At 72.5% G+C, this 11,821-nt stretch carries 10 protein-coding genes; 3 read left to right on the top strand and 7 right to left on the bottom strand.

Going from position 1 to position 11,821, the window contains the following annotated elements; all coding sequences use genetic code 11:
* Positions 1 to 87: 87 nt before the first annotated feature.
* From L0B03_RS07865 to L0B03_RS07835, 7 genes are all read right to left on the bottom strand, one after another.
* Complete coding sequence (locus L0B03_RS07865) at positions 88 to 1,254, bottom strand: ABC transporter substrate-binding protein (protein ID WP_250445262.1); 1,167 nt, start codon at positions 1,252 to 1,254, stop codon at positions 88 to 90.
* A 93-nt stretch (positions 1,255 to 1,347) separates the two neighbouring features.
* A complete protein-coding gene (locus tag L0B03_RS07860; protein ID WP_250445261.1) occupies positions 1,348 to 2,124 on the bottom strand; it encodes an ABC transporter permease in 777 nt (258 codons plus the stop codon).
* Entirely contained in the window at positions 2,121 to 2,966 is an 846-nt protein-coding gene (locus L0B03_RS07855) for an ABC transporter ATP-binding protein (protein ID WP_250445260.1), read from the bottom strand. The genes L0B03_RS07860 and L0B03_RS07855 overlap by 4 nt, the downstream gene beginning before the upstream one ends.
* Positions 2,963 to 3,835: an ABC transporter permease gene (locus L0B03_RS07850; RefSeq protein ID WP_250445259.1), complete on the bottom strand. Its 873-nt coding sequence runs from the start codon at positions 3,833 to 3,835 to the stop codon at positions 2,963 to 2,965. Before L0B03_RS07850 ends, L0B03_RS07855 begins: the two co-directional genes overlap by 4 nt.
* The gene (locus L0B03_RS07845) at positions 3,832 to 4,863 is read right to left on the bottom strand and encodes a TIGR03842 family LLM class F420-dependent oxidoreductase (protein WP_250445258.1); all 1,032 of its coding nucleotides are present in this window, start codon (positions 4,861 to 4,863) and stop codon (positions 3,832 to 3,834) included. The genes L0B03_RS07850 and L0B03_RS07845 overlap by 4 nt, the downstream gene beginning before the upstream one ends.
* 11 nt (positions 4,864 to 4,874) lie before the next feature.
* A complete protein-coding gene (gene hydA, locus L0B03_RS07840; RefSeq protein WP_250445257.1) occupies positions 4,875 to 6,293 on the bottom strand; it encodes a dihydropyrimidinase in 1,419 nt (472 codons plus the stop codon).
* A gap of 64 nt (positions 6,294 to 6,357) precedes the next feature.
* The gene (locus L0B03_RS07835; RefSeq protein WP_250445256.1) at positions 6,358 to 7,206 is read right to left on the bottom strand and encodes a nitrilase-related carbon-nitrogen hydrolase; all 849 of its coding nucleotides are present in this window, start codon (positions 7,204 to 7,206) and stop codon (positions 6,358 to 6,360) included.
* A 244-nt stretch (positions 7,207 to 7,450) separates the two neighbouring features.
* Between L0B03_RS07835 and L0B03_RS07830 the strand changes: the two genes are divergently transcribed.
* The 3 genes from L0B03_RS07830 (at position 7,451) to L0B03_RS07820 (ending at position 11,755) form a co-directional block, all read left to right on the top strand.
* Positions 7,451 to 8,827, top strand: a complete 1,377-nt coding sequence (locus tag L0B03_RS07830; RefSeq protein WP_250445255.1) for an aminotransferase class I/II-fold pyridoxal phosphate-dependent enzyme — start codon at positions 7,451 to 7,453, stop codon at positions 8,825 to 8,827.
* A 109-nt stretch (positions 8,828 to 8,936) separates the two neighbouring features.
* Positions 8,937 to 10,601, top strand: coding sequence for a diguanylate cyclase (locus L0B03_RS07825; protein ID WP_250445254.1), 1,665 nt, complete (start codon positions 8,937 to 8,939; stop codon positions 10,599 to 10,601).
* Positions 10,602 to 10,723: 122 nt separating this feature from the next.
* Positions 10,724 to 11,755, top strand: coding sequence for a putative F420-0 ABC transporter substrate-binding protein (locus tag L0B03_RS07820; protein ID WP_250445253.1), 1,032 nt, complete (start codon positions 10,724 to 10,726; stop codon positions 11,753 to 11,755).
* The last annotated feature ends 66 nt before the right edge of the window (positions 11,756 to 11,821 follow it).

Here is an 11,821-nt window from a genome sequence, read left to right as displayed (position 1 = left end):
GGGCCCCACCGCCAGGCCGTGGCCGGCGGTGGGCCCTGCCCCGAGGGGCTCGGCAGCGCGACGCCGAGGTCTCGGTGTCGCGGCCGGTCAGGCGCCGCCGGGGTTCAGCGTGACCTCGATCGGCTCGAAGTCCTCGCCCACCACGTCCAGGCCGTCCTCGGTGAGCTCGGCCAGGGCCTGCTCGACGTACTCGTTGGTGTACGCGTCCTCAGCGGGCTCCTCGGAGATGATCGTGGCGCCGGTCTCGTTCGAGGTCTCGAGGGCCATCGCGACGGTCGACTCCCACGCCGCCGGGTCGATGGTGCCGATCCCGCCGGTCGAGCTCGGCCAGATGAGCTTGTTGACCTCGTTGGTCATCCACAGCTGGTGGCTGGCCCCGAGGGTCGAGCCCGCGGCCGTGACCGTCTCGGCAGCGGCCTCGGCGTCGTCCCGGGCGTCGATCCAGCCGCGGATCGAGGCCTTGAGGAACTTGACGGTGGTCTCGGCGTACTCGGGGTCGGACTCGAGGCGCTCGGCGTCGGCCCAGATCGCGTCCTGGAGCATGGCCGTGCCGACCTCGTTCCAGTCGATCACGACGAAGTCCTCGGGCTGGTAGAGCTCGCCCGTCTCGGGGTTCTCGGCCTCGAGGAGCTGGGCGTACTCGTTGTAGGTCATGGCCTGGGCCGCGTCGATGTCACCGGCCAGAAAGGCGTTCATGTCGAAGGCCTGCTGGACGATCTCGAAGTCCTCGACCCCCGCCTGGTTGAGCCCCGCGAAGAGCTCCCACTCGTTGCCGTAGCCCCAGCTGCCGATGGCCTTGCCGTCGAGGTCCTCGACGCTCTCGATGCCGGAGTCGGCGAAGGCGACCTGGAGGGTGGCCGACCGCTCGAAGACCTGGGCGACGTTGACGATGTCCGCCCCCTGCTCGATCGTGCCGAGCACCTTGGGCACCCAGGCGATCGCGTAGTCGACCTCGCCGCCCGCGAGCGCGTCCTGGGGGACGATGTCGCCGCCGCTGGGCAGGATCTCGACGTCGAGGCCCTCCTCCTCGTAGTAGCCGGCCTCGAGGGCCGCGTAGTAGCCCGCGAACTGCGCCTGGGTCAGCCACTGCAGCTGCAGGCTCACGGGGGTGAGCGCCTCGGTGCTCTCCCCCTCGGTGCTGGGCGAGTCCTCGCTACCGCCGTCCTCGTCCGCGACCGTGCACCCGGCGAGCACGAGCGCCGCCGCGAGACCGACAAGTCCCACCCGCGTGGGGGTCCGCCTGTGGTTCGTCATGTCAACCCTTCCCTTGCCTCTGCTGTGCCTGCGTGCCTGCTGATGACCGACCGACCTGGCGTCCTCGACAGGTGGACCTCTGGGGTGGCGGGGTCATCCCGCCCGTGGCCCCGAGCGACGTCGCACGAGGTGCTCGGCCGCGAGGGTGACGCCGTAGAACGCGAGCCCGACGAGGATCCCGCCGACGACGAAGGCCCAGGCCCGCGCGTAGTTGCTGCCTGCGGCCGCGGTGGTGATGAACGACCCGATGCCGGTGCGGGGCCCGCCGAAGTACTCGGCGACGATCGCCGAGATCACCGCGAGGGAGGAGGCCAGACGGAGCCCGGTGAACACGAAGGGCAGGGCCGTCGGCACCGTGACCGTGACCGTGGCCTGCCGGGGCGTCGCCCCGTAGGCCCGCATGAGGTCACGGTGCACCGGTCGTACCTGGCGCAGGCCACGCGTGGTGGTGACGAAGACGGGGACGAAGGCCGCGATCGCCGCGACGATGACGCGGGCGACCTCCGAGGCTGCGCCGTACATCGTGTAGAGCACGGGGGCGAGGGCCACGATCGGTACCACGGCCAGGCCCGCGACGAAGGGCTGGAGCATCCGGTCCGCGGACGGGAGCAGCCCCGCGACCACCGCGACCACCACGCCGATCAGGGCCCCGAGGAGCAGCCCGAGGAGCGAGTTGCCGCCGGTCACGAGGATGGCCGAGCTGATGGTCGGCCACAGGGCCACGAGCTCGGAGCCGATCGCGCTCGGGCTGGGCAGCAGGAACGCCGGGATCTGCCCGACGACGACCACCGTCTGCCACGTCGCCAGGAGGACCACGAGGAGGAGCACCGGGGGCAGGGCCCGGGCCGTGGCGGTGCGCGCGGCCGTCATCGCAGCTCGACCCCCTGGGCCGGGGTGGGTGAGCCGTGGTGCAGGGCCTCGCGCACCCGGGTCACGGCCGCGAAGTAGGCCGCGTCCTCACGCAGCCCCTCGTCGCTGCGGGCGGCCCGGGTCAGGTCGATGTCGACCACCTCGCGGATCTGCCCGGGGCGGGCCGACATCACGACCACACGGTCGGACAGGAACACCGCCTCCGGGATCGAGTGGGTCACGAAGACGACCGCGGCCCGGGTCTCGGCGCAGATCCGCACCAGCTCGCCCTGCAGCCGTTCGCGGGTCATCTCGTCCAGGGCACCGAAGGGCTCGTCCATGAGGAGCAGGCTGGGCTCCTCGGCCACGGCCCGGGCGATCGCGACCCGCTGCTGCATGCCCCCCGAGAGCTGGTCGGGGTAGTGGTCGGCGAACTCGGTGAGCCCGACCAGCTCGATGAGGTGGTCGGCGCGCTCCCGGCGCGCGGCCCGGCCGGTGCCGTGCATCGCGAGGGGCAGCTCGATGTTGGCCCGGACGGTGCGCCAGGGCAGCAGGCCCGCCTGCTGGAAGGCGATGCCGTAGTCGTGGGCGAGTCGTGCCTGCTCGGCGGTGCGGCCGAAGACCTCGATGGTCCCGGCGGTGGGCCGGTCCAGGTCCGCGATCAGGCGCAGCAGGGTGCTCTTGCCGCAGCCCGAGGGGCCGATGAGGGAGACGAACTCCCCGGCACCGACCGTCAGGTCGACCCCGTCGAGGGCCGTCACGGTCCCGGCCGAGCCCTGGAACACCCGGGTCGCCCCGGTCACCTCGACCGCGACGGCACCCCGGGGGTGCTCCTCGCGCTGCGGAGCGGTCTGGATGGTCATGCGCTCACCTCCACACGGCGGAACCTCGACAGGGGAAGACCGATCAGGGCCACGAGGCCGGCGACGACCAGGCCCAGCAGGACCGCGCCCAGCAGCGGGGCCCAGGGCTTGGCCGGGTCGCTGCTGGCGAAGTTGGCGAACTCGAGGATCATCCGGCCCAGGCCCCCCGGGATGCCGGTCGAGACCTCTGCCACGACGGTGCCGACCACGGCGTTGGCCGCCGCGAGGCGCAGGGCCGGCAGCAGGTGGGGCACGCTCGCGGGCAGCCGCAGGCGGACCAGGGTGGCCCACCAGCCCGCCCCGTAGGACCGCATGAGCTCGACGTGGATCGTGTCCGGGGACTGCAGCCCGCGCAGCGCGCCGACGGCCACGGGGAAGAAGGCCAGGTAGGAGGCGATCACCGCGACCGACATCCAGGGCTCCCACTCGACGGGCCCCAGGTAGAGCCTGCTCCCCCACCCGCGCACCAGCGGCGCGAGGGCGATGAGCGGGATGGTCTGGCTGAGGATCACCAGCGGCAGCACGGCCGACTCGACCACGCGCAGCCGCTGCATGCCCAGGGCCAGCAGGATCCCGACGGTGACGCCGAGCACCCAGCTCAGCAGCGCGATGCCGAAGCTGAACGCCCCGGCCGCGAGGACCGCCCCGGCCAGGCTCGGGGCGTCCGGGGCTGCGGTCAGCGGGTCGGCCAGCCGGCCGAGGATCTCCCAGGTGTGCGGCATGGCCAGGTCGCTGGTCCGCGGCAGCACCCGGATCTCCCCGATGGACCAGCCGTCCGCCGGGCCAAGCCACTTGTACAGCTCCCACACCAGGGCGAGCAGCACGAGCGTGGCGAGCCCCGTCGCGGCGTCGACCAGGCGACGGGTCATGCGGTCGCCACCACGTGCTCGCGCATCGCGGGGATGATGCGCTCGCCGTACATCCGCAGGGTCTCCTCCTTGTTGTCGTGCTGGAGGTAGCCCGCGAACTGGGTCACGCCGAGGTCCCGCAGGGCCTCGAGCTTCTCGACGTGCTCGCGCGGGCTGCCGAGCAGGCAGAACCGCTCGACGATCTCGTCGGGGACGAAGGTGGCGTGGCTGTTGCCGGCCCGGCCGTGCTCGTTGTAGTCGTAGCTCTGCCGGCCCTCGATGTAGTCGGTGAGGGCCGGGGGGACGCTCGAGCCCGAGCCGTACTTGGTGACGATGTCCGCGACGTGGTTGCCGACCATCCCGCCGAACCATCGGCACTGCTCACGCATGTGCGCGCGCTCGGCCGGGGACTCCCCGTTGCCCACGTACATGGGGGCGGCCACGCAGAACTTGACCGAGTCCGGGTCCCGGCCGGCCTTCTCGGCCGAGTCCCGCACGGCCTTGATCATCCAGGCGGCGATGTCCGGGTCGGCCAGCTGGAGGATGAAGCCGTCGCCGACCTCCCCGGTGAGCTTGAGGGCCAGCGGCCCGTAGGCGGCCACCCACATCTCGAGCTCGGAGCCCGTGCTCCACGGGAAGCGCAGCGTGCGGTCGTTGACCTCGACCGCACGGTCGTTCGCGAGCTCGCGGATCACGTGGATGGACTCGCGCAGCGTGGCCAGGTTCGAGGGCCGGCCGTTGAGGGTGCGGACCGCGGAGTCCCCGCGACCGATGCCGCAGACCGTGCGGTTGCCGTACATCTCGTTCAGGGTTGCGAACAGCGAGGCCAGGACGGTCCAGTCCCGGGTCGCGGGGTTGGTGACCATCGGTCCGACGACCACCTTGCGGGTCGCCGCGAGGATCGCCGAGTAGATGACGAAGGGCTCCTGCCAGAGCAGGTGCGAGTCGAAGGTCCAGACGTGGCTGAACCCCTGGGTCTCGGCCTGACGGGCGAGCTCGACGGTGCGCGAGGCGGGGGGGTTCGTCTGCAGGACGACGCCGAAGTCCATGGTGGTGCTCCTCAGATCAGGTACTGGGACAGGCCGCGCTTGACGAACTGCCCGTGACCGGGCCGCCCGTGGTACCCCGCCTCGTCCACCAGGACCGAGCCGCGCGAGAGGACGACGTCGACGTGACCGTCGATCTCGAAGCCCTCCCAGGCCGAGTGGTCCAGGTTCATGTGGTGGGTCTTGTCGAGCCCGATGCTCGTGTGGCCCTGGGGGTCGTAGACCACGACGTCGGCGTCGGCCCCGGGGGCGATGACACCCTTGCGCCCGTACATGCCGAACATGCGCGCCGGGGTGGTCGAAGTGATCTCGACCCAGCGTTCGAGGGAGATCTCCCCGGTCACCACGCCCTGGTACATGAGGTCCATGCGGTGCTCGACCGACCCGATCCCGTTGGGGATCTTGGAGAAGTCGCCCACGCCGAGCTCCTTCTGCCCCTTCATGCAGAACGGGCAGTGGTCGGTCGAGACCATCTGCAGGTCGTTGGTCCGCAGGCCCTGCCACATGTGGTCCTGGTGACCCTCGGCCCGCGAGCGCAGCGGGGTGGAGCACACGTACTTGGCCCCGTCGAAGCCCGGTGCCCCCAGGTGCTCCTCGAGGGACAGGTAGAGGTACTGCGGGCAGGTCTCGCCGAACACGTTCTGGCCGCGGTCCCGCGCGATCGCGAGCTGCTCGACGGCCTGCTTGGCGCTCACGTGCACCACGTACAGCGGGGCGCCGGTGAGGTTGCCGAGCATGATCGCGCGGTGCGTGGCCTCGGCCTCCATCTGCCAGGCGCGGGCGACCCCGTGGTAGTACGGGTCGGTCTTGCCCTGGGCCAGGAGCTGCTCGACGAGCACGTCGATCGCGGGGCCGTTCTCGGCGTGCATCATCGTGAGCAGGCCGAGGTCGGCGGACTTCTGCATGGCCCGCAGGATCTGGGCGTCGTCGCTGTAGAAGACCCCCGGGTAGGCCATGAACAGCTTGAAGCTCGTGATCCCCTCGTCGACCAGGGAGTCCATGGCCGCGAGGGAGTCGGCGTCGACCCCGCCGATGATCTGGTGGAAGGAGTAGTCGACCGCGCACTGCCCGGCAGCCTTGGCATGCCAGGCCGCGAGCCCGTCCTGGACCCGCTCCCCGGCGCGCTGGACCGCGAAGTCCACGATCGTCGTCGTCCCGCCCCAGGCGGCGGCCCGGGTGCCGGTCTCGAAGGTGTCCGAGGCCGCGGTGCCGCCGAAGGGCAGCTCCATGTGGGTGTGGGCGTCGATGCCGCCCGGGATGACGTACTTGCCACTCGCGTCGACGACGCGGTCGACGCTGCCGGCGAGGTCATGGCCCAGCAGGGTCGAGCCGGGGCTCAGGACGGCGGCGATCGTCTCGCCGTCGACCAAGACGTCGGCCTGGGTGCGACCGGTCGCGCTCACGACGGTGCCGCCCGTGATGAGGGTGGTCATGGGGTGTCCTCCGGGGTCAGACGCTCAGGGGTCGGGGCTGGTCGGGGATCCGGCCGCGCGGCAGTCAGGGCGCGACGATCTCGCCGTAGGCGTCGGGGCGGCGGTCGCGGAAGAACTGCCAGCGCTCGCGCACCTCACGGATCTGGCCCAGGTCCAGGTCGCGGATGATCACCCCGGCCTCGGTCGAGCTCGCGACCTCGCCCACGTAGTTGCCGTCGGGGCCGACGACGTAGGAAGAGCCGTAGAAGGCCACGGCCTCGTCGCCGTACTCGTTCGTCTCGGCACCGACGCGGTTGTTCGCCGCGACGAAGTAGCCGTTGGCGATCGCTGCGGCGGGCTGCTCGATCTCCCAGAGCTTGTTCGAGATGCCGGGGGCCGTGGCGTTCGGGTTGAACACGATCTGCGCGCCGGCGAGGCCGAACATGCGCCACCCCTCGGGGAAGTGCCGGTCGTAGCAGATGTTCACGCCGATGCGGCCGACGGCGGTGTCGAAGACGGGGTACCCGAGGTTGCCGGGACGGAAGTAGAACTTCTCCCAGAACTTGGGCAGGTGCGGGATGTGGTGCTTGCGGTACTTGCCCAGGTAGGTGCCGTCGGCGTCGACCACGGCCGCCGTGTTGTAGAGCACCCCGGGCTGGTCCTCCTCGTACACCGGCAGCACCATGACCAGTCCGAGCTCCTTGGCCAGGGCCGCGAAGCGCTCGACCGTGGGGCCGGGGACCGACTCGGCGTAGGCGTAGTACGCGGGGTCCTGCGTGATGCCGAAGTACGGGCCGTAGAACAGCTCCTGGAAGGCGATGACCTGCGCCCCCTCGGCCGCGGCCTGCCGGGCGTACTCCTCGTGCCGGAGGATCATCGACTCCTTGTCCCCCGTCCACGGGGTCTGGGTCAGGGCTACGCGCACCACGCTCATCGTTCCTCCGGTCGGTCACGGTTCGTCCGGGGCGCCGGGAGGGCGGTCTGCGCTCCCGGGCACCCTCGCCAGGTTTGTTATCCTGGCGCTTGAACATTTCTCCGTGGTTTCGCGGGGGTCCCCGACCGTTTCCCGGGCGTAAACCTTGGTGACCGTCCGAGGCAGTCGCTCCGGGCGTCGCACCCGCACCGCACGAGGCGTGCCCGCCTGACCAGCCTGACCAGCCCAGGACAGAGGAGCCGTCGTGGAACCGACCCTCGCGACCGTGGTCGCCGCGATCGAGGACCCGACCCCGCGGGAGATCGCCGCAGCCATCTCCCGGCTGGTGCACGACGGCACCCTCGTCGCAGGCACCCGCCTGCCCACCGTGCGCTCCCTGGCGGGGGCCCTCGGGGTGAGCCCCGCGACCGTGAGCACCGCCTGGCAGGCCCTCGCGGAGGTGGGTGTCCTGAGCTCACGCGGCCGGGCCGGCAGCCACGTGCTCGAGCAGACCTCCTGGCTCCCGCCGCGGTACCGGGACCTGGGCGCGGGTCATGGCGGAACAGGCCTGGACCTGTCCACCGGCACCCCCGACCCTGACCTGCTGCCCGACCTCGGCGCCGTGCTGTCGCGGCTCAGCTCCCGCGCGCTCACGACGAGCTACCTCGACACCCCCGTGATCCCGCCCCTCGAGGAGCACCTGCGCCGCTCCTGGCCCTACCCGGTGCAGTCCGTCACGGTGGTCGACGGCGCCCTGGACGCGATGGGGCGCTGCCTGGAGCTCGTGCTGCGCTTCGGCGACCGCGTGGTCGTGGAGGACCCGACCTTCCCCCCCCTGCTCGACCTCCTCGACCAGCTGGGGGCCGAGCAGGTCCCCGTCCCCCTCGACGACGAGGGGATCCGTCCCGAGGCGCTGCGCCGGGCCCTCGACCTGTCCCCGGCCGCGGTGGTCCTCCAGCCACGGGCGCACAACCCCACGGGCATCTCGACGAGCCCGGACCGGGCCCGCGAGCTCGCGCGCGAGATCGACCGTCATCCCGAGGGTCACCGCGTCGTGGTGATCGAGGACGACCACTCGGGGGAGATCGCCACGGCCCCGGACGTCTCCCTCGGCACCCACCTCGACCGTGTGCTGCACGTGCGGTCCTTCTCCAAGTCCCACGGCCCCGACCTGCGCATCGCGGCGCTCGGCGGCCCCACCGCGCTGGTGGACCGCGTCGTCGCGCGCCGGATGCTCGGGCCGGGCTGGACCAGTCGCATGCTGCAGCAGATGCTCCTGGAGCTGCTGACCGGCAGCGAGGGCCGTGACGCGGTCGCCGAGGCACGGCACGCCTACCACTCGCGCCAGCGCCGCACCCGCGCCGCCCTCGCCGAGCTCGGCATCCCCCTCGGCGCGGGGGACGGCATCAACCTCTGGCTGCCCGTCGCCGACGAGCAGACCGCCCTGCTGCGCCTCGAGGCCGCCGGGATCAGGGTCGCCCCGGGTCACCCGTTCCGTGTCGCGCCCCTGGCCGAGGCCCCGGCCGCCCCCCTCGGCAGCGGTCCGCCCGAGCAGCCGGGACCGCACGTGCGGGTCACGGTGGGCAGGCTCCGGGAGGACGTCGAGCAGGTCGCCCGGGCCCTCGTCCTGGCGGCGCGCTGAGAGAGCATGATCACCCGCTCGGGCTGCTCATCTCCCGAGCGCCGTCGCCGATGGGCAGACGAGACAAGAGCGTGCCGGACCGTCGTCGCGCCTGTGCAAGGAGGGCGAGATGTCCGCGGTGAACGAGGGGGACGTCGTCACGAGCGACGTCTCGCCCCCCGACTGGGCAGACCTCGAGGAGGAGCTCGCCTTCCTGTGCGACTCCGACGCGCACCGCTGCGCGGCCACCGCCACCGCGGCCCTCGCCCGAGCCCGGGCCCTGGGGGACGAGGACGCCGAGATGCGTGTCTCCTACTACCTGGCCGTCGCCCACCACCTGCTCAGCCAGGACGCGCAGGCCCTCGAGGCCGCCGCCCGCACGGTCGAGCTCGCCGAGGCCCACGAGGACCTCGTCTGGCAGTCCCGTGCCCTCTCGGTGCGCGGCCTCGTCCACCACGAGCTGGGCGATCTCGAGGACGCCGTCGACCTCCTCACCCGGGCGGTCGAGCTCCGCCGTGAGTCCGGGGATGCGGCGGGCACCGCCGAGGTCCTCAACAGCCTCGGCACCGTGTACACCGCGACCACGCGCTTCGCCCCCGAGGCCGCGCAGGTGCTCACCCAGGCACGGCACCTGTGGCTCAGCTCCGGGGACGCCGACCGCGCATCCATCGCCCAGACCAACCTGGCTCGCACCTCGGTCGCGATGAGCGCGCGGCTCATCGCGACCAACCCTCGCGGCGCGAAGGCCGCGGCCCGCAACGCCCTGCGGATCGCCCAGCAGGCCATCGAGGAGGCCGACGCCGCCGGCCTGAGCCGCACCGGGGTGGACGCCCGGCTCGCGGCTGCCGGGGCCCACCTGGTCGCCGGGGACCTGGACCGGTGCGAGGACGTGATCGCCGCGACGGGCGAGATGCTCGACCGGTTCCCCAGCCCCCGCCAGCAGCTCATGCTGCACCGGGTCCGCAGCCAATGGTTCGTCAGCGCGGGCCGGTGGGACGAGGCGGTGCTCGAGGCCTGCGACGGCCTGGACCTCGGCGAGGAGCTCGACCGTCCGGCCGAACGGGTCGAGCTGCTGCGCACCCTGGTCGAGGCTCACGAGGGCCGTGGGGACCTCGAGGGGGCCCTGCGCACCCTGCACGAGCTCCACGACCACACCGTCAGTCAGCACGAGGCCGTCGCCGAGCGCCGCGCGGTCCTGCTCAGCTCCCGCATGGAGGTCGAGCGGGCCGAACGCATGGCCGAGACCGAGCGCCGGCGCGCCGTCGCCCTCGAGGAGCACAACGCCCGACTCGCCCACGAGGCCAGCCACGACGCCCTGACCGGCCTCGCGAACCGGCGCGCCCTCGACCACACCCTCGAGGCGTGGGTGGCCGAGCGCACCGAGCCCTTCGCGGTCGCCCTGGTGGACATCGACCACTTCAAGCTCGTCAACGACACCTGGTCGCACCAGGTCGGCGACGACGTGCTGGCCCGGACCGCCGGGGTGCTCAGGCAGGCCGTGCGCAGCCATGACCTGGCCGCCCGCTACGGGGGCGAGGAGTTCGCGATCCTCCTGGCGACCCCCGACGTGCGCGCAGCGGCCGACGCCTGCGAACGGATCCGGGGCGCGGTCGAGGCCCTGACCTGGGAGAGCATGCCGGGACATCGCCTCACCGTCAGCATCGGCCTGACCGTCTCGACCGAGCACTGCGCCCCCGAGCACCTGCTCGCCCGGGCGGACACGGCCCTCTACGAGGCCAAGGCCACCGGACGGAACAGGGTCCGGGTGACCTCCCCGGACCGTGTCGTCCTCTAGGCTGGACGAGTAGCGGACCCCGGGCCCCCTCTTGGCCCCGGACGAGCGGCCTGGACCTGGGCCGTGGTCCCGGTCGGCTGTTGACCCGACGCGCACCCCACCCTCCTCGCCCTGGAGCACCCGTGCCCGTTCGCCTGCCCGCCCCCCGCCCTGGCCGCAGGGCTGCCCTCGGCCTGAGCGCCCTGGCCGCGAGCAGCGCCCTGCTCGTCGCCTGCTCGACCCCTGCCGAGGAGGAGACGCCCGAAGCCCCTGCCCCGGCCGCCTCGCTCACCTCCTACCCCGTGACGGTCGACAGCTGCGGGACCGAGGTCACGCTCGAGGAGAGCCCCGAGCGTGTCGTCGCGATCAAGTCCAGCGCGATCGAGATGGTGCTCGCCCTGGGCGCCGGGGACCGGCTCGTCGGCACGGGCTTCGCCGACGGCCCGGTCCCTGCGGACCTCACCGAGGCCGCCACCGACCTGCCCGTGCTCTCCGACGAGGTGCCCGCGGCCGAGGTGGTGCTCGAGACCGAGCCCGACCTGGTCTACGCCGGGTGGGAGTCGAACTTCTCGGCCGAGGGCGCGGGCGAGCGCGGGATGCTCGCCGAGCTCGGTGTGGCGACCTATGTCTCCCCCGCGGCCTGCAAGGACCCCGCCTACCAGCCGGACCGGTTGTCCTTCGAGGACGTCTTCGCCGAGATCACCGAGGTCGCGAGCCTGCTGGGCGTGCCCGAGGCCGCCGAGGAGCTCGTGGCCGCGCAGCAGACCGAGCTCGACGCCGTCCCTGCCGACGACCGCGGCCTGACCGCGCTGTGGTACTCCTCGGGCACCGACGTGCCGTACGTGGGTGCGGGTATCGGCGCCCCCCAGATGATCCTCGACGCGGTCGGCCTGGAGAACGTCGCCGCCGAGGTCGAGGACACCTGGACCTCCTTCGGCTGGGAGGAGGTCGTCGCGGCCGACCCCGACGTGATCGTGCTGGTCGACGCGACCTGGAACAGCGCCGAGCAGAAGCGTGAGCTCCTCGCCACCAACGCCGCCACGGCCAACCTCGAGGCGGTCCGCGAGGAGAGCTACCTCGAGATCCCCTTCCCCGCGACCGAGGCCGGGGTCCGCAACGTGGCCGCCACCGCGGAGCTCGCCGAGCAGCTGGCAGCCCTCGACCTCACCCCGTGACCTCCTCCGAGGGCGGCGCCACGACGGCGACGGGCCGGGGCCGGCTCCCGGCCTGGGCGGCGACGG

The sequence above is a fragment of the Actinotalea sp. C106 genome, from assembly GCF_023630195.1.
Lineage (GTDB): Bacteria > Actinomycetota > Actinomycetes > Actinomycetales > Cellulomonadaceae > Actinotalea.
Note: the sequence above shows the minus strand (reverse complement) of the source record. Positions and strands in the feature narration are given on the sequence as shown.